Genomic DNA, 21,364 nt, shown 5'->3' with positions numbered 1-21,364 from the left:
TCAATTACCTCCGCCATCAAAAATACGCTCGGCGGATTTATCTCCGGACTGCTCAGAATCAGTTTCCACCTTACCCTTTTTATCTTTCTTTTTGTTCGGCGTCGTCAGGATTGCAATGGGATCAAACCCCTTCCAGATGGGAACGGTTGCGAGAAAACTTGTCATCAAAGAGCCAGCCCTAAGCATATATGTTGCAACCCCCGCTGTAAGTGATGCGGAGACACCACTGGTCACATAAACGATTACCTTATTAGTGGTTTTTGATTCCTCATAAGTGCGCTCAATCTCATCCTCCATCATGGCCAGGTGTGATTGCATTGTTTTATTCTCTGTAAGAGGGATATCAATATCCGCATCACTCAAATTCAAAAACACTGGATTTGCAGCAAGCGGTGGTGCAATAAAGTCAAAAACTCCATCACCTGCGACCTTTAACCCCATACTCAACATCTTCATAAGATGATTTTTCTTAATTGGTTGCAGATTGTTCCCATTTCTCTGTGAATTTTGGTCTTCCACGAGTTCTATCGCGACTGTATGAGAAGGTCCAACATCGAGGGTCTCAACATTATTAATTGAATCCAGCTGCACCTCGTCGATTGTTGGTGTTTCACTATTGACAGCAGCACTATCACCCGGAAGATTTGTACCATCGCTCGTGTCATCTGTTGTTGCAGACTCATCATCTCCATCATCAAAATCGTCTGGAGTGATTTCTGCATCGTCATCATCGTCAATGCCAGATTCAGGAATATTATCTTCATCATCCTCAGGATCAAGGGTTGGGTCATTATCATCAGGTGGCAGTTCAACTGTATCACCAGGAGGATTGCCTGTACCTGAGCCTCCATCTAAACCTCCGTCTGAACCTCCGTCTGAACCTCCGTCTGAACCTCCGTTTGCACCTCCATCTGTTCCATCACCCCCACCTCCTGTATCATCTGGAAGTGTTGGTTCATCCGCACCAAGAATAGAAACAACAAGATTGTGAGTAGTATTATCCGCTGATGTTACCAGAAAAGTTTCTGTAAGAGATTGTCCCGTATCAAGATTTTGAATTGCACTTTGACCGTTATCTGCACTGAATGTCCAGTTTCCAGAGCTATCTATAACCAGTTCACCATACGTTCCAATAATGGATTCACCAACAAAGGAAGATTCACCAATATCAGGGTCATTAATGGTTAGAGCACCAGAGAATTCGAGCAGACCGTCACCATCAGGATCACTATCTTCAGTAAGTGAAACAAAATCCACACCACCTATTATTGGGGTATCATTCTGCGGAGTGACCGTAATAGTGACAATTGCTGAGTTGGACGTCACACCGGACGCATCATCAACGGTATAGGTAAAACTATCGCTGACAGTCTCACCGCCATTATGGGTATAGGTGACCGTTCCATCACCGTTATCTAGGATAGTACCGTTGGTAGCCGAAGAAATTACCAAGCTACTCAGATCAAGGGCGTTATCCGCATCTGTATCATTACCAGCAAGGCTAAAGGTTACGGAGCCACCTTCGTTCACTGTCGCAGCATCATCAACGGCCACTGGAGCATCATTTTGTGGAGTTACCGTAATGGTGACAGTCGCTGAGTTGGACGTCACACCGGACGCATCATCAATGGTATAGGTAAAACTATCGCTGACAGTCTCACTACCATTGTGGGTATAGGTGACCGTTCCATCACCGTTATCTAGGATAGTACCGTTGCTAGCCGAAGAAATTACCAAGCTACTCAGATCAAGGGCGTTATCCGCATCTGTATCATTACCAACAAGGCTAAAGGTTACCGACCCACCTTCGTTCACTGTCGCAGCATCATCAACGGCCACAGGTGCATCATTTTGTGGAGTGACCGTAATAGTGACAGTCGCTGAGTTGGACGTCACACCGGACGCATCATCAATGGTATAGGTAAAACTATCGCTGACAGTCTCACTTCCATTATGGGTATAGGTGACCGTTCCATCACCGTTATCTACGATGGTACCGCTGGTCGCAGATGAAATTGTTAAGCTACTGAGATCAAGGGTGTTATCCACATCCGTATCATTACCAGCAAGGCTAAAGGTTACCGAGCCACCTTCATTGACTGATGCAGTATCATCAACCGCCACTGGTGCATCATTTTGTGGAGTTACCGTAATGGTGACCGTTGCTGAGTTTGACGTCACACCGGACGCATCATCAACGGTATAGGTAAAACTATCGCTGACAGTCTCACTACCATTATGGGTATAGGTGACCGTTCCATCACCGTTATCTACGATGGTACCGTTGGTCGCCGAAGAAATTACCAAGCTACTGAGATCAAGGGCGTTATCCGCATCCGTATCATTGCCAACAAGGCTAAAGGTTACCGACCCACCTTCGTTCACTGTCGCCGCATCATCGTTAGCGACTGGTGCATCATTTTGTGGAGTGACTGTGATGGTGACCGTTGCTGAGTTGGACGTCACACCAGATGCATCATCAACGGTATAGGTAAAACTATCGCTGACAGTCTCACTTCCATTATGGGTATAGGTGACCGTTCCATCACCGTTATCTACGATAGTACCGTTGCTAGCAGAAGAAATAACAAGACTTGAATGGTCAAGGGCATTATCCGCATCCGTATCATTACCAGCAAGACTAAAGGTTACCGACCCACCTTCGTTCACTGATGCAGTATCATCGTTAGCGACTGGTGCATCATTTTGTGGAGTGACCGTAATGGTGACAGTCGCTGGGTTGGACGTCACACCGGACGCATCATCAACGGTATAGGTAAAACTATCGCTGACAGTCTCACTACCATTATGGGTATAGGTGACCGTTCCATCACCGTTATCTACGATGGTACCGTTGGTAGCCGAAGAAATTACCAAGCTACTGAGATCAAGGGTGTTATCCGCATCCGTATCATTACCAGCAAGACTAAAGGTTACCGAGCCACCTTCGTTCACTGTCGCAGCATCATCGTTAGCGACTGGTGCATCATTTTGTGGAGTGACCGTAATGGTGACAGTCGCTGGGCTGGACGTCACACCGGACGCATCATCAACGGTATAGGTAAAACTATCGCTGACAGTCTCACTACCATTATGGGTATAGGTGACCGTTCCATCACCGTTATCTACGATGGTACCGTTGGTCGCAGATGAAATTGTTAAGCTGCTGAGATCAAGGGCGTTATCCGCATCTGTATCATTACCAGCAAGACTAAAGGTTACCGACCCACCTTCGTTCACTGTTGCAGTATCATCGTTAGCGACTGGTGCATCATTTTGTGGAGTTACCGTAATGGTGACAGTCGCTGGGTTGGACGTCACACCGGACGCATCATCAACGGTATAGGTAAAACTATCGCTGACAGTCTCACTACCATTATGGGTATAGGTGACCGTTCCATCACCGTTATCTACGATGGTACCGTTGGTAGCCGAAGAAATTACCAAGCTACTGAGATCAAGGGTGTTATCCGCATCTGTATCATTACCAGCAAGACTAAAGGTTACCGAGCCACCTTCGTTCACTGTCGCAGCATCATCGTTAGCGACTGGTGCATCATTTTGTGGAGTGACCGTAATGGTGACAGTCGCTGGGCTGGACGTCACACCGGACGCATCATCAACGGTATAGGTAAAACTATCGCTGACAGTCTCACTACCATTATGGGTATAGGTGACCGTTCCATCACCGTTATCTACGATGGTACCGTTGGTCGCAGATGAAATTGTTAAGCTGCTGAGATCAAGGGCGTTATCCGCATCTGTATCATTACCAGCAAGACTAAAGGTTACCGAGCCACCTTCGTTCACTGTTGCAGTATCATCGTTAGCGACTGGTGCATCATTTTGTGGAGTTACCGTAATGGTGACAGTCGCTGGGTTGGACGTCACACCGGACGCATCATCAATTGTATAGGTAAAACTATCGCTGACAGTCTCACTGCCATTGTGGGTATAGGTGACCGTTCCATCACCGTTATCTAGAATAGTACCGTTGGTAGCAGAAGAAATAACAAGACTTGCAAGATTAAGGGCATTATCCGCATCCGTATCATTGCCAACAAGGCTAAAAGTAACCGAACCACCTTCATTGACTGATGCAGTATCATCAACCGCCACTGGAGCATCATTTTGTGGAGTTACCGTAATGGTGACAGTCGCTGAGTTGGACGTCACACCAGACGCATCATCAACGGTATAGGTAAAACTATCGCTGACAGTCTCACCGCCATTATGGGTATAGGTGACCGTTCCATCACCGTTATCTAGGATAGTACCGTTGGTAGCCGAAGAAATTACCAAGCTACTGAGATCAAGGGCGTTATCCGCATCTGTATCATTACCAGCAAGACTAAAGGTTACCGACCCACCTTCGTTCACTGTTGCAGTATCATCGTTAGCGACTGGTGCATCATTTTGTGGAGTTACCGTAATGGTGACAGTCGCTGGGTTGGACGTCACACCGGACGCATCATCAATTGTATAGGTAAAACTATCGCTGACAGTCTCACTTCCATTATGGGTATAGGTGACCGTTCCATCACCGTTATCTAGAATGGTACCGTTGCTAGCAGATGAAATAACAAGACTTGCTAGGTTAAGGGCATTATCCGCATCCGTATCATTACCAGCAAGGCTAAAGGTTACCGACCCACCTTCGTTCACTGTCGCAGCATCATCGTTAGCGACTGGTGCATCATTTTGTGGAGTGACTGTAATGGTGACAGTCGCTGAGTTTGACGTCACACCAGACGCATCATCAACGGTATAGGTAAAACTATCGCTGACAGTCTCACTACCATTATGGGTATAGGTGACCGTTCCATCACCGTTATCTAGGATAGTACCGTTGGTAGCAGAAGAAATAACAAGACTTGCTAGGTTAAGGGCATTATCCGCATCTGTATCATTACCAACAAGGCTAAAGATTACCGAGCCACCTTCGTTCACTGTCGCAGCATCATCAACCGCCACTGGAGCATCATTTTGTGGAGTTACCGTAATGGTGACAGTCGCTGAGTTTGACGTCACACCGGACGCATCATCAACGGTATAGGTAAAACTATCGCTGACAGTCTCACTACCATTATGGGTATAGGTAACAGTTCCATCACCGTTATCTACGATGGTACCGTTGGTCGCAGAAGAAATAACAAGACTTGCTAGGTTAAGGGCATTATCCGCATCCGTATCATTACCAGCAAGGCTAAAGGTTACCGAACCACCTTCGTTCACTGTCGCAGCATCATCAACCGCCACTGGTGCATCATTTTGTGGAGTGACCGTAATGGTGACCGTTGCTGAGTTGGACGTCACACCGGACGCATCATCAACGGTATAGGTAAAACTATCGCTGACAGTCTCACTTCCATTGTGGGTATAGGTGACCGTTCCATCACCGTTATCTAGGATAGTACCGTTGGTCGCAGAAGAAATAACAAGACTTGAAAGGTCAAGGGCATTATCCGCATCCGTATCATTACCAACAAGACTAAAGGTTACCGACCCACCTTCGTTCACTGTTGCAGTATCATCGTTAGCGACTGGTGCATCATTCACTGCAATGACATTGATACTCGAAACGACTACATTAGAATTTCCGCTGTCGGCATCTGCCACCATATACTGAAAACTACGAACCCCGGCAGTTGGATTTTCGCCGATATGCTGGTAGGTCATAGTTGCCAACAGGGCTTCAAAATCCGCGATAACACCAGTTCCAGATGAGACACCAAACTGCAAAGATGTCCCATCAGAGAAATCCAGTTCAAAATCCGTACTTCCCTGGGTAACAATAACAGTTTTTGCCGTACCTATGATAAACTGCTCACCACCCATCGCGTATATTTCATTACTACCATCCACTGATCCATTGAAATTGCCAATCATGCCAACGCTGCTCATGATCACATTATCAACATCGGTAATTGTAACATCGCTATCAATAACCGCTACAGGTGCATCACCTTCGGTAAATACCGCAATATGATTTCCAGTTGCCCCACCCGATGAGTCATCGGCATCAAGATCGAATACAGGAAGATCGTTTGTTGCTGTGATATTTACCGCCGTGCTGCCTGTGGCTGTCAATGGTCCTCCAGTCCCCTGGCTACCACTATTACCATCGCTAAAAGTCCAATCTATCTGCACACTGGTGGGAGGAGTGTCACTGGTATTTTCATAGGCGATGGCTTGCATTACTGCGTTAACCTCGGCGTTGGTAATACCATTTACAAAAGACAGAGTCAGCGTACCACCTGTCTGGATATAGGTACCAACATTGGTACTTGACAATTCCAACGCCCCCGCATTGAAGACCAGATTCCCGCTGGCGCTAAAAACATCCTCTGTATTGGCTCCGCCATTGCGAACCAACGTGAGGCTGGTGCTGGAATAATCATCGATTCCCAAAAGGTCCGCATCATTGATTTGCACATTTCCGTCGAGCAACACCGGAGAGCCGTCTTCAATAAAGGTGGGCGTCGCGTCCAATCCAATGAAGACAGGTGCTTCATTGGTTTTGGTAACGGTGACCTGATGGTCTCCGACAAACAACATGTAAGCCGGCCCATTCAATCCTCCGTATCCTGAAGCAACATAATCACCGAGATAACTACCATCTTGTGCAAACATGCGAATAGCATCGTTATTCTGATCAGATACGTAGATGTTACCATCAGGGCCAAACGCGACACCTGCGGCAGAACCCAGATTACCATCTATCGGGATGAGGGTGTCAATCAAGGCACCTGTCGTACCATCTAAACGGACGATTCCACCATTGAGGACAGAAGCATAGATGTTGCCATCGGGACCGAAGGTAATGTCCTCGGTTGCTCCAATACTGGGGGCAGTAAAGGTCACATCCACCCCACCCGTAGCAGCATCGAACTTTACAACACCATTGGCACCCTGGCTGGCCACGTACAGGTTTCCATCTGGACCAAAGGTCAACCCCAGGGGGAAAGACAAACCGCCAGCAACGAACTCATCAACAAACGTTCCTGCAGAATCAAAGCGCAGTACTTTGCCGGTGTTGGAACTTGTGACATAGAGATTCCCGTCGGGGCCAAAGGCCATACCGGCAGGACCGTTCAAACCACCTTCACCTGAAGTGGCAAAGGCCCCGACAAGAGTACCATCAGTCTGATATTCAAGAATATTATTAGAACCATGTCCACTGATAAGATAGTTACCGTTTGGCGCGATGACGATATTTGCATGCCCGGTTAAACCATCGGATAAAGGAGCAACGGTCGCCAGGAAAGTTCCGGCAGAGCCATCGAACACCTGAAGGGAGCTGCCAACGTAGGCTGGCAACAACATGTCTGCACCGAAATGAGTACCATCTTCATCTGTAGCACTGACGGTAATTTCAAAAGAAAGGCCGCCCAAATTATTCGAATATACATGGGTCACACTGGAGGGATCACCAGCATGGGTTGTAATTGTCCCATCTCCCCAGTTCACTGTCCAGCTCATGATGCTATCATTACCGGGATCGGAATGGCTGAGACTCAAGGTATAAGTCTCTCCGCCTGCCGCTAATGCGTCGCCGGTTGCAATCAATGTTGGGGCCACGTTGCTAATGGACACATTTGTTGAAGAGGCCACTACAGCGCCGCTACCATCATCGACCTCAAGACTAATGGTGTAGCTGCCGTCATCTGCAATGCCCAGAGCATTCAGCGCAGCCCAACTGACAGAAGATGTCGCCGAAGTCGTCACCAGATCGTCATACACACCGTCGTTGTCAAGATCCCAGCGATAGGTCAAGGCCCCATTGTCAGCATCGGTTGTTCCAGAAGCATCCAGCTCGAGCGTGTCCCCTTCTGCCAAGGTGTATGGACCACCATTGTTTACAACCGGGGCGTCGTTGACTGCCGTAATATCCACGATCGTACTACCGGTTACCTGTAGTGTCCCTCCAACACCTTGGCTACTACTGTTTCCATCATTAAACGTCCAATCGATCTGCACGCTTGCGGTGGGGGCATCACTGCTATTGCCATAGGCAATCTGCTGCATGGCCTGATTGACCAGTTCATTTGTGGCATTACCATTAAAGGTCATGACCAGCAAACCAGCAGAATTCGTTGTTACGGTTCCTATACTAGTCGCCCCAATTGCCAGGCTACCAGCTTCGGTTAATACACCAAGCGTTCCGCTGGCACTGAACAGGTCCTCTGCACTGGCTCCACCGTTACGAGCAAGGATCAAGGTAGCCCCATCGAAATTATCCAGAGAAGAAAGTTCTGCATCAAAGATTTGAACATTCGCATCCAGCACTACTGGGGAGCCGTTCTCTACGAAGGTGGGATTACCATCTAAGGTATTGCTTTTGGCATAGTCCTGATCAGGACTGCCGTCATCCAGCAGTCGGGCAACGTAAACATCGTCTGCATCAGTACCAGCAACAACAATGCTGTTATCGGATAAAGTAATAACCCCACTTGCATCACCATAGTCAGAGTTGACAACCCAACCACCTGTCCCAAAATCAGTGTCAAGTGTACCATCAGCATGAAATCGAATAACGGTCATATCCACGCCACTACTACCGGATACCAGGATCTTTCCATCACTCTGGACATATAGTCCTGTGGTCTCATCGTTCATGCCCGGATCAACGACGTTGATCCCGGTACCAGAACCGCCAAAGGTGGTATCGACACCACCATCACTGTTAAACCTGACCAGGGCAATATCAGCTCCCCTTATCCCCGCAGCGATTATCTTCCCATCCGGCAAGACCGTAATATCGCTGATTTGATCACTTGAACTCGTCCCCAGATCAAGGGTGACAATTCCATCACCACCGCCAAAGGATGGGTCAACCGAGCCATTGCTTAAGAGTTTAATCAAGGCAAAGTCATCAGGGCTTGCAATCTCTGCGTGACCACCGACTATAATCGTTCCATCCGCCTGCAGGTAGAGCGATGTAGCCTCTTCAAAAGTAGTCGAAAGATCAAATGTTGCGACCCCACCCGTACCAAAAGCGTTATCGACTGTACCATCATTATTATATCGTAAGACTGCAATATTAGATGTAGGGCCACTCTCAGCCCGACCAACGACCACTATTTTTCCATCCGTTTGCACGCCCACCGAATAAAAATCGTCAACACCTCCCAAATCGTCAACCAGGACACCGCTACCATTAAAATCAGTATCCAATGAACCATCGCTGTTGTAACGAATTATGGTTCCATCGCCATTGCCGTCACGCCCAACAACCACTATTTTTCCGTCATCCTGAACTGTGACATCAAGCCCCAACTCAAATGCATTTCCGTTAGAAACGGAAGTCGTCACCGAACCATCCCCTCCGAACGTTGCATCCAGGGAACCGTCGGCATTAAACCTGGCAACAGAGGTATTAAAACCTGAACGTCCGACTACAATAACCTTATCATCGGACTGAACAGTCATTGCATAATTTCTTTCAGTATCTCCGAGATCCTGTTCGGAAAAGCCGTCACCGACGGTGAATGTGGGGGCATCATTTACCGCATCGACAGTAATCCCAACAGTATCAGTAACACTCGCCTTGTCCGCTGCAAGAGTGGATATTTCACTGGCCGAAAGTGCACGACTGTAAATCCTGGCATCATCAATCATGCCGTTAAAGTCAAAGAGGAAATTCCCTGTATTCGCTGGGTCCCTATCTGCATGAGCACCTATGCTGGTTTGTGGAAACCACCCTGTGTAGGTGATAGATGAGACGATACTTGCTGAAGCCGCGAGTTGTCCATCTATATAAAGATTCTGTGTGTTTGCAACGTCGTCAAAACTAAAGGCTACATGATGCCACTGACCATCAGCCAGACTTGTTCCTGTTCCTATATACTGATGCCTAGTTCCATCCCAGAAGAAACCAGTTACCCCTTCTGTGCCATCATCGACTCGTATGGCAATATCATTACCAATTGAAATAACGTCTCCACCATTAGTATCACTACTGGTGTAGTTTACCCATGCAGCAAGGGTGACGTCTGCAGGCTCATTGAACACAGTGTTTATAGTCACATAGTCCCGATCTACATCACTGACATCGTTTTGCAAAAGCAGGACTTCTCCTCTGTCTGCATCTGCGGTGGTTGTTGCCCCACCGTCAAGAGTTCCATCCTGGGAAATCCCCACACTGTCATCAATTGCAGTAGCTGCATCAAAGGTATAATGAGCCACAAGGTCAGCATCCAGAGATGTGGTCATCTGCAGGGTAACCGATCCGTTGTAATTGGCTGTTGGCGTATAGACCATTCCTTCCAGAGCTGCATTAATATCACTCTCAGTTCCCTGAATAGTCATAAATGAGCTGCCATCAGCTCCGCCAGGAATTGACAATCCGGTCGTTTGCGAGAGATTCAAGATACCATTATCAACGGACAAAAATACCTGCATCGGGGTATCCGCCGTCTCGGTATCACTGACCGTAATTGCATTTCCATTTGCTGTACTGAAAACCAGGGCTGTATCTTCACCAGTTGTCTGACTGCCAGGTACGTTGTTTACCGGGCGCTCGCTGACGCCATTGATCGTGATGGATACGTTAACTGTCTCCTGATTGCCCAGGCCGTCATCATGGATGTAGGTAAAGGTATCAACAGCGGACTGCCCAGCTGATAGACTTTCAAACTGTCCGTTGGGATCGTAGCTAAAACTGCCATCACTACTTACCGAGACAGTCCCGAGGGTTGCTGAATCGTCAAAGCTTACCACAAAGGGGGAGCTTCCGCCGCTGACAGCCGGATCAGCCGCGTGCGCAGCTATTTCTGCTGGAGTCAGCAGGGTGTCATGTACGTTAAAATTGGCAATTTGACCTGCAAGGCTCCCAGTGTAGCCTCCTACAGTTGTACCATTATTCGTCCCCAAGCCAAATGCCCCGTCTCCCCAGTTGGTCAAGCTAGGCAGCTCAGCCTGAAGTTGCTGAGTTCCATCAACATAGACGGTGACCGTTGGGCTTGCAGCCATATCTACAGTCATAGCTATATGTTGCCAGACCCCTGATGACACCACAGGGGCAGTAGAAGAGACACCATTAATATCATCGGCTACATATAGAACCAGCGAGGTACCGCTACTCAGTACACTGATGCCTCCTGTCGACTGATCACCTGTATCAAAAATAAATTGATTTGAACCCAAAGCATCAATTAAGACCCAGGTCTCAAGGGTCGCAGACTGTGTGGTGTCAAGCTCTGAGGTAGAATCTAGGGAGGGGCCTGTTGCTCCTCCCGTTCCATCTAAGTCAAAAGCGGCTGTGATTCCTGCGGGAGCGTTATCTGGACTAGTGGTGTAGACGACACCTGTCCCCAGAGTGAGATCGTAGGATCCGGTAGAACTGCTCCATGTCGCATCTCCATCAGCATCCACCGAGGCATCAAACCCAAGCACGGTGCTTCCGCTCCCACTGCCACTATCATTGGCCAAAACTCCTGGGGCAGTGACTGTTAAACCGCTATCTTCATCTGTCACATAACTGTCGGCCACTCCAGCCAGAATGCTACGCCAGGATGACTGAGTCTCTGGTGAGACAACTCCTAGAGTTTCAATTGCACCAACCTGTGCTTCCAAATCCCAATCGCCGCCCATATCCTCATGGCCCGTGAGGTCTTCAGAAGCGGCCACATCGGCCCCGGTGAGTTGTGCAAGAGTCCGGGTAAGGTTTTCCCCTGTCTCAGCTTCAGCAATGTTGCAGCCGTAAAGCAGTATATCCGCATCATCACTTAAGGCATCAGCCCAACTGTTAATTTCACCTGCATTATCTAGCAGGTCTTCACTCTCAAGCCAGTCATTGCCAAGGGAAAAACCACCATTAAAACCATGGCTGATAATATGGATAGCATCGAGATCAGTTCTTTCAGACAAGATAGTACTTACCTGCTCAATACCACCTTTACTACTCTCAAGGATTAGAACCTCAACGACAGTGTCGTTATCCGTAGTTTCTATACCATCAATAAATTGCTCGTAGTCAGCGACATTGTCGTTGACCAGTATGAGTTCAGTGCGCGATACCGATTCACCAGCATCTGTTGCCTGATCATGTTCTTCAGAATCCAACGGGAGTTCAGTAGAAGACGCAGCATTTCCTGGAGCTACGTCCTCATCCTTTGGCTCTGCAGTGGCTGCGACGTTCTCTTCATTTTCCTGCTCTATAGCTTGGGCATTTTCCTCCGACTCAACCTCATCTATGACAACGACGTCCTCATTAACATCCTGTTCAACGGCCTCAGCAGCCAACAGTTCAGCCCCATCTGCAGAAAAGAGCAGACGAGGTTCAAGTTCTTCAAAAAGGAGGGCTTTGGAATTGTGACTTCGTGGCGCCATAGCTTACACTGGAAAATTATTGAATAACGTTTGTTAGTAAAAGGTCCTGATCAGTTACCTTTTCTTGACCCTTACTGAGCATTTCACCCGCACTGTTATTCGGGATGGTCTCAATAGAATCATCCTGGAAGCGAACAAGACATTTCAAGCCACTGGGAAGACGGTAATCCGGGTTAGGCAACTCAAGACGAACCCCAAACGTACCACTTGCCGGATCAATCACGCGATCAACGATAGTGACCGTTGAAGTGAAGTGACTTTCACTGGACGTCTCAGGAAACACATCTGCCACCATTCCTGGCTGTATCTTATTAAACATGGAAACTGGAAGGACGACCTCTACTCGAAGAGGATCCATTTGCGCTACAGTAAGGAGGGGTTGGGAATCTACAAACTCACCTGGCGCCACAAATTTTTCGACAATGATGCCAGAGATTGGGCTTTTGATGGTTCTTTGGTTGAGCATGGCTCTTGCTCTTTGCAGGTCAAGCCGGGCAATATCTTTATTCTCTTTCGCCTTTTGCAAGCGAGCCCGTGCCAGCGTTACTTCCGTTGCCGCCTGGTCATGTTTCTCAGCAGAAATAACATCACCACCAAACAGCTCTTCTACCCTGTCATACATGCGTTTGGCGAAAGCAAGACTTTCTTGCTGGAGTTTGATTTCACCCTCAACGGCTGCAAGAATACGTGCCCTTTCTACCACGGCATTTTCAACAGAAGATTCGAGAACAACAAGACTGTCGCCCTGCTTAACGGAACTGCTTCTCTGAACCTTAACATCAGAGACAACCCCAGCAACAGGTGTGCCCACATTTACCAGTTCAAAAGGCTCAATCAAACCTTCAAATTCGCCAAGGTCCCGAGCTACCAAAGACCCGGCACACACCCACATCAGGCCAACAGCAGACAAAACAATAACCTCAAGCCTGAGAAATCCACGTAATCCCTTCATCAATACCTCTACAAATCAATTATTTACATAGTTACTGCAAATGATTGGAGGGCATAAAAAAACCGAGTCCCTCCGTAAACAAAAAGGTAACCCGGCGATCCCAAAGGGACCCGTGGCTTTCCGTCCTTGCCTTGCGACAAGTTTGGCTTTGTCTCTACTGTGTCACTGCGTAAAACTAACCCTAACTTCCCTATACTGACAATCAGAGTTGAACTGAGTGGTATATTGCAATAATCGAACCACTAACGACAAACAGGATCAAACCACTACCCACAAGGGAAACAAACGAGGATAAGCTCTTATGATTTAACGAATAAAACACCACGTTGTAATTCGAATTACAATGAGGTGGTTGGAAGGTACACTGCGAATTCCATTTTAATCTTGGCTATGAGCAAAAAGGACCAAAATCAGTACTGTTATTTTTTTTAGGGAGGCTATGAACTACTCCATCGAACCGCTAAAGGCCAAAGCCTTACTGAACTGTTCTTCTCGCTGCAGCAACTCGACCCTGCGAACTCTGTTTTTTCTCTCAACTCTTTTTTGAGCCTGCCTTGCCAAAAATGGTCCAAACATTGTGGTGCAATGAGAACTGAGACAGAGGACCATTTTAAACAAGGTCTCTTTACCTACCCCTAAGTAGGAGAGAAACAGTTCGTCTTCAAAAGAAATAAACGTTTCATAGCTGCCGGGCTCCCCCTGTCGTCCACAGCGACCGTAGAGTTGTCTGTCTATACGTTTCGCATCATTGAGTTCCGTACAGATCACATGCAGACCTCCCACATGTGCAGCACCATCGCCAAGGGGGATATCTGTACCGCGACCGGCCATATTAGTAGCTACCGTCACCTTGCCAAAACTCCCTGCTTCAGCGACTATTTCTGCCTCTTTACTATCCTGCCTTGCGTTTAATATCTGATGCTTAACCCCATGCTTTGTGAGCAATGCCCCAAGATGTTCCGAATCTGCAACAGACCTCGTACCTACAAGAACCGGTTGACCAATAGAATTCTTTTCCTCTATTCTTTTAACAATGCCAGCCCACTTAGCAGCTTTTGTGGGGTAGAAGTTCTGTCCTTCATCACACCTGACACTCTTTTTATTTGTTATGACTTTTTCAGTCGGCAAACTGTAGACATTCCAGATCTCATGTCGGACTTCAGATGCTGTCCCGCTCATTCCAGCAAGACAGAGATAGCGACTAAAGAAACGTTGATAGGTCAAACGGGCGATATGCTCCCGCTGCCCGCTCAACTCACACCCCTCTTTTATTTCAATAAACTGATGCAACCCTCTTTCCCAGGACCTGTCAGCCATGAGGCGGCCGGTGTTTTCATCAATAATGACAACTTTATTGCCCTGTACGAGATAGTGTTTATCCAGGCGATACAGACACAATGCAGACAACGCCTTCACTACAAGCTCTTCTGTTTGCAACCGGCCAAGCTTAAGACCTTCCTGCTTTTGGCGAAGAACAGTTACGCGATCAGAGAAGGTATCGTGGGGGGTGATGCAGCGGTTCTGATAATCCACAGAAAAATGAGCATCTTTTTCAAGTAGCTGAGCCATTTTGAATACTTCATAGTAGGTCTCGTTTTCTTGAGTACTATCCGACTCTTTGGAAATAACAAGGGGCGTCCCCGCCTCATCAATGAGAACAGAGTCCGCTTCATCAACTATTCCAAAACAGAGACCACGTAAGAACAGGTGATCAGCACGGCTCTGCCTGCCGCTCAATTTATCAAGCTTCAGCCGACGTTTATGTTGGTCGCTACTCAGCAACATTCGATCACGAAGGTAATCAAATGCTAATTGTTTATTTGAGCAGTAGACTATATCTGCAAGATAGCCTGTCCGCCTGACGCTCGCATCCATAGTTGCTGTAACCCCTGCAACTGTAACCCCTAAGAGAGTATAGAGTGGTTCCATTAGAGAAGAATCACGTTCAACAAGATAGTCGTTCACCGTAATGATATGCACGGGAATGCCGGCAAGGGCAGCCGCTCCGGCGGCAAGAGTTGCAGTAAGACTTTTGCCTTCCCCAGTCTCCATCTCTGCAAGCCCACCATGGACCATAATCCAGCCACCAATCAACTGACAATCGTAGTGGCGCATCCCTAAGGCTCTCCAGGCTGCCTCCCGAACAAGTGCAAAAGCCTGGGTTGTCAGATCAGAGGTAAGCCCATCTCTATGCATACGTCGACGGATGGAGATTACCTCCTCTTTAAAGGAGGCATCGTCCAATGTTTCTAATGCCTGACACTGTTTGTGTATAGCGGATAGTATGTTTGTATATTTATGAGATCGCGCTCGATCACTTCGCAGGTAACCAAGCGTGTGGTGCCAGACATTTTCCAGCAATCCCCTGGAGATGTGTTTTTTTTCAGGATAGACGCCTGTGACAAGCCCCGGGCGAAGTAGAGAAGATTTTTTTGACAGATCGTTTTTCTTGTTAAACATTGAATTGCCGCAAAAATAATCGTCGTATACTACGGAACCACTGAAATCCTATAGGTTCAAGACCGTGGTCAAATTTGGCATAGACCCGCTCTCCAATTCTTAAATTATCTGCACCCACAGGCAAACCCACCTCAAAGGTAAACACTTTTCTGAGTGCCTTTGTCCCAGCAGGATCACCAGGATCTACCGGGATTTTGCCACCACCAGCACTACCCAGGGCAGGACTTGGGAGTCTTTCACTGGCACCGGGCACCTCCCGCTCTACAGCGGTTATTAGGGGGTGAGCAATCTGCCCTGCAAAACGTAACTCTACACTTTTGGTATTATCTCGGATGAGTCCCAGCTGGGCCTGCTCAACAACAAGTACTGCCTTACCCTCTGATGGCCCTACAACGTAACCTATCAAGCCTCCCTGAGGGACAAATGTACCCACAAGACTCTCCGCCTGTGGTAGGACAAACTCCCCTTCACTTGCACTGTGGACCACCAACTCTTCCAGCATCTGACGTTTTCTTTCAACCTCAGCCAGCTCTGTTTGTATCTGCTCTTTGAAGATTTCACGCCGCACCCGAGAGCGTAGTGGTTCTGCATCATACCTGGCTTCCACCTCTTCAAGCCTTGCAATTTTAACCGCCAGATCTGCCTCAAGCAGATGATCTTCACAGCGAAGAAGTGGTTGCCCGGCTTTTACAGTACTGCCTGAGTCTGCAAATATTTCCGCAATAAAACAATCTGTGCCAGCCTGTACTCTTGCATGTTCGGGTACAGACACAACACCAGGAACCTGGGTACTGAGGGGAAATGGAACAACAAAGAGCAGCAAAAACATCAAACCGGCTATTGCAGAGCTGAGCGCGACAATACGACTCCGTTTTCGGCGGCCCCCCATGCTATTCCACACCCCACTCACACTTTTAACGGCAGGAATGACCATTTGGGTAAGCAGGCCCCATATTGCGATAAGAACACCTACAATAAAGAACTTACCACTGATAAAGAGAGCAAGGGCTAAAATAATAAAGATACGATAGATAAAAGAAGCGATACCATAGCAGACAAACCAGCCCTCTTCCCCCTGAGCCGTCACTGGAGATGTACTCTTAATTCCCAGCAGGTAGGTTTTAAACACGAATCCAAGGTAACGCTTTGATCTCTGAGCCAGGTTGGGGATTTCAATTAGATCAGATAGAACGTAGTATCCGTCAAAACGCAACAAGGGGTTGCCATTAAACAAAATTGTGGATATCCCACCAATCAACATGACGTTATAGGCCAAAACACTCACCAGCCCGACTTCTACACTTACCCAGACAAAAAGAGCAATAGATGCAAGAAACAACTCGACCATCATCCCTGCAGCAGCCACTCCTATTCTCTTCTTTTTTTCAGGAAAAGCGGAGGAAGAGGAGGCTTCCACATAGGGCAGAGGAGACAGGGCAAGCACCATTATTCCCATTTCATGGACTTCCCCGCCCCATGCCTTTACGGTAAAGGCGTGGCCAATTTCGTGCAGCAGCTTCACACATGGATACACCAACCATAACAGGAGAAGGTTTTCGGGAGAAAGAAGACGATCGGCAACATTGTGGGTAAGTTCTGCCCAGTGAAGTGCTGCAACGACAACTGCACCTGTGACGGTAACGAGCCAAAGAATAAGCGCCACATAGCCGATAAAGGGCTTGACTAAAAACATCATCCTGGCCAGATATCGATCCGGGTCAATGAGTGGGAAGCGAAGAGCAAAAGGGTTGGTAAAATATTTTTTCCACTTACCGCGCTGAACACTCTGTCGTTCAAAAAGCTCAGTATCATCGGCAATCATATTGCTCTCAAGAATGTCGCAACTGTGCAACTGACCCAGAAGTTGGATCACCTCATCCTGAGTCGGCGCATCGTCTTCTAATGTTTCCTGAGCAATTTCCCAAATTTCCTGAAGCGTATGTTGACCATCCATACGGGTTATGATGCTATATGCCCCCGTATTAAACCTGTGCTGACGATTGGCTGAGCGATCTAGGAGAACATACCAGTCTTCACCGCGATAGTGGTGTCGGCAAAGCTTTGCGTGCCCCCTTAAACGTGGTTTTGCGTCTGCGACCCGGTACCAGTATGTACTGTAAATAGACATTGTTTAACTCAAGAAGTAATATCTGATCAAGGCTGTATGGACCAGAACGCAAGCCGCAACCAATCAACGATCTTATGACTCCATATCCAGATAAGCCGACGAGGTTCGATGACTATTTTCCCTACACCTTCCATCCCTGGCCGCAACAGGTCAGAACTCTCAGTGAGCTTTGCCTCTACTTTGAAAAAGTTTCTACCATCTTCAAAAGAAGAAACAGGAGTAATAGAATCAACAGTAAAGGGAAGAGGTTTTGACGGCATGGATGAAAGCACCAGCTTCCCCTGCTGTGCCTTTTGTACACTGCCAATATCTCTCTCATCCACCATCAGAACAACCCTGTAAGCGATAAGTGGGGCAACAGTAAACAGAACCTGCCCCCGCTCTACAGGAACCCCAAGTGCCTGGCTCAAATCACCGCTGACAACGATACCGTCAAATGGGGCGTTAAACCGGCTCCTGACAATTTGCTCCTGAACAAGATTAATCTGCGCTTCGGCCTGCTTGATTCTGGCATGCAAGATGTTAACAGCCGAACGTTCATGCTGAGCCAGTGCCTCTCGATATTCTCTACGCAACTGTTCAAATTGGCTGGTCCATTTTTGGAGTTCAAGTGTCAGATCTTTTATATCAAGAGCAGCAATAAGCTCCCCGGCTTGTACAATATCACCGGGTCGCACCTTGCTTTCGGCAACAAACCCATCCTGAGGTGCAACTATCACCCGCTGATTCTTCGCCTCAAGTCGTGCTTTGCCTGTGACCCGGTAGTCCGTCTGGACAATTGAGACTATCAAAGCAGCTACGACAAGAACGACAGCTGTGAGCTTTAATCCAAAATGACCAGGTCCGACAAACCTTTGACTCCATTCTTTTATTCCGCTGGTGATTCGCGTAAGCAGACGCTGTTCATTCTGTTTACGTACATAGAGAAGTGGTCCTATGAGAGAGGCGATTTGCTCGAACTGCTCTACCTGGGTGGCATCGAATTTTTGAGATGACGCTCCCTCTGCCAGAAAAGTCCCTGCAATTTTTCCATCAACAACAAAGGGAACAGAGCAAATATGACCAATACTTTGCTGATCCATCAACAGATCATGACACCGACTATAGTAGACAGAAGTTGCTTCTGCCGGGGTACGAATAGTCTGGTTTTGCTCTACGGCTTCGACCATGGCGTCTCTTGTCATCCCAATCAAATTTGACCTTCGATCAAAAACACCGGTATGAGATATCGCCTCCACCACCACATCGGTTCCTTTACAAAGACCTAGGCTGATACGGTCACATTTAAAAGACGATGTAAATAGAGTGAGCGCGCTTGTAGCAGCGGCCTGAAAATTTTCATGTTCAAGACATGCTGCCACCAGTTCAACAACTGTTACAAGCTGGTCTTTTTCGTTGAGCGATCTCTGTTTGTAAAGAATTTCAAACCAGGTGGACGCATTTTCGGTCTGCTGCACAGCAACCTTTTGTCGACCGGTCACTCTGGTTGATATTTGTAATACAACAACCCCAAAGAGAACCTTATCAACAAAAAGAGGTGAGGCAATGATATCCTGAGGCTCCCCATCACTATTTTTGTAAGAGACGTTATGGTAAAATACAGTCTTCGTCTTTATAGAGACTGTTTCAATAATCTTCTGAAGTTCTTCAATATCAGTTAAACTATCAGGAAGTCGTGCGACAACAGAATCTGCACTATCAGCAGCAATCTTCACCACAACAGCACGTGCCACTCCCTCAACACTTTTCGTCAGTGTTGATAGCCAATATTGAACCAATGAATCCATAAACGTTTACTGATACCTCTTAAAGGAAAAACGACCTATACTACCTTGCCAACTCATAGGTTTTCTTAATGACGCCTACTTAACCTTCAAATAATAAAGGAAATATTGTGACGTAATTATCTATTGATAAGGTATCAGAGGTGGGGAGAAGATGTCCAGTTTTTTCCTAAATACATTGTTTTAGCAAGCTAATATTTTAGATGTTCCACGAAAGAAGGAAGAAAAACAGGTTCTAAGCGGCGTCTTAAAGGGTATTACTCAAGCAATTTCAACCTTTTTTACTGTAAAGAGGGGCAGAAGTATAAAGGAAGCTACAACCACACTGACGAACATGCACATCACCCCTAACTACCACTTATTTTGAAGTATAGAGATAATCCTGTTGACTTTAACTTGAAATAACGGACTATACTATGGAAACTGTAAAAACAAGCCCCTATTCTCTGACCAGGTTTTAGTTCATTACTATGATTTGCAAAGTCCCCATCAGTTTACTAAGAGTCGGTGTCTTCGTCCACGACTTCAACTGTTCCCATAATTCACAGTCCTTTTTTATCAATCAGACTCACATCAAAAGTGAAAAGGTTATCGAGATCCTCAAATCCTGGGACATCAAAGAAGTTTACATTGACACCTCCCGGGGTCTTTCACCTAAGAAACCACCAAAGGAAGAAGTCATAGGTCCTGATGAAATCACCAATATCGCAGCTCCCCTTGTTCCACTGAAAGAAGAGATCAAAATTGCTCAAAAAATCAGGCAGCAAGCTGCCGATGTTATTCAACAATCTATGGCATCGATACATAAGGCCAAGATCATTGATATTAACAGTGCCTATAATGTAATCGAAAAGATGCACGAATCTGTGAAGAGGAACAAAGACGCTCTGCACCTGTTGACTCGAATTCGTAATAAAGATGAATACACCCTCATGCACTCCATCAGTGTCAGTTCGATGCTCCTGGCTTTTTGCAACGCATCGCGCATCGATTACGATTCTTCAATTAAGATGGCCGTCGGCGCTCTTTTGCACGATATCGGTAAAACACAGATCCCATTGACCATTCTCAACAAACCAGGAAGATTAAACGACAATGAGTTTAATATAATAAAGACCCATACCGAACACTCGGCGGATATTTTATCAAAGACTAAAGAACTACCTGATGAAGCATTTGATATCGCTCTTCACCATCATGAAAGGTGCGACGGGTCGGGATACCCATACGGGTTGAGAAAGGAATCTATCACAACGAGCTCTAAACTCGCTTCAATCTGTGACGTTTATGACGCCATAACCGCTGAAAGATGCTACAAAAAAGCTATTGACAAGGTGACAGGTCTAACAAAAATATACGACATGCGAAACGGCCATTTTGACAAGAAAATGACCTTGAAATTTATTAAATTCATTGGAGTTTACCCAATAGGTGCCTACGTCAGGCTTGAAAATGGTATAACTGGAGTTGTAATTGACTCTACCCACCATATTCTACAACCCATCGTGCGTCTATTTTATGACAACAACAAAAAAACTCTCATCAAATTACGAGACGTAGACCTCTCACAGCTCAATATGGATGTGTTTTCATACGATATGCCGGAGAACTGGGAACCCTCAAAAAAGCAAGCGTTTGCAAAGACATCTAAAGCATTACTCAAAATCTGAGAAAAGTGCTGGGGCGACACCAGAATAGGTCTTATGT

General features: G+C 46.9%; 6 protein-coding genes and 1 riboswitch. Of the genes, 1 reads left to right on the top strand and 5 read right to left on the bottom strand.

The annotated features are described in order from the left end of the window. From ACX6CI_RS21640 to ACX6CI_RS21620, 5 genes are all read right to left on the bottom strand, one after another. Positions 1–12,333, bottom strand: a complete 12,333-nt coding sequence (locus ACX6CI_RS21640) for a tandem-95 repeat protein (protein ID WP_458775725.1) — start codon at positions 12,331–12,333, stop codon at positions 1–3. Positions 12,334–12,349: 16 nt separating this feature from the next. Beyond that, complete coding sequence (locus ACX6CI_RS21635) at positions 12,350–13,285, bottom strand: efflux RND transporter periplasmic adaptor subunit (protein ID WP_458775724.1); 936 nt, start codon at positions 13,283–13,285, stop codon at positions 12,350–12,352. 82 nt (positions 13,286–13,367) lie between these two features. Further along, a riboswitch (cyclic di-GMP riboswitch) is annotated at positions 13,368–13,442 on the bottom strand. 287 nt (positions 13,443–13,729) lie between these two features. Next, a complete protein-coding gene (locus tag ACX6CI_RS21630) occupies positions 13,730–15,745 on the bottom strand; it encodes a preprotein translocase subunit SecA (RefSeq protein WP_458775723.1) in 2,016 nt (671 codons plus the stop codon). Further along, a complete protein-coding gene (locus ACX6CI_RS21625; protein ID WP_458775722.1) occupies positions 15,738–17,873 on the bottom strand; it encodes a hypothetical protein in 2,136 nt (711 codons plus the stop codon). Before ACX6CI_RS21625 ends, ACX6CI_RS21630 begins: the two co-directional genes overlap by 8 nt. 26 nt (positions 17,874–17,899) lie before the next feature. Then, on the bottom strand, positions 17,900–19,660 hold the full coding sequence (locus ACX6CI_RS21620; RefSeq protein ID WP_458775721.1) for an HlyD family efflux transporter periplasmic adaptor subunit: 1,761 nt from the start codon (positions 19,658–19,660) through the stop codon (positions 17,900–17,902). A 467-nt stretch (positions 19,661–20,127) separates the two neighbouring features. On the opposite strand from ACX6CI_RS21620, the gene ACX6CI_RS21615 reads away from it, so the two are divergent. After that, positions 20,128–21,327: an HD-GYP domain-containing protein gene (locus ACX6CI_RS21615; RefSeq protein WP_458775720.1), complete on the top strand. Its 1,200-nt coding sequence runs from the start codon at positions 20,128–20,130 to the stop codon at positions 21,325–21,327. Positions 21,328–21,364: the final 37 nt, after the last annotated feature.

It is taken from the genome of Desulforhopalus glucosivorans, assembly GCF_054397165.1.
This window is presented reverse-complemented; position numbering and strand designations above follow the sequence as displayed.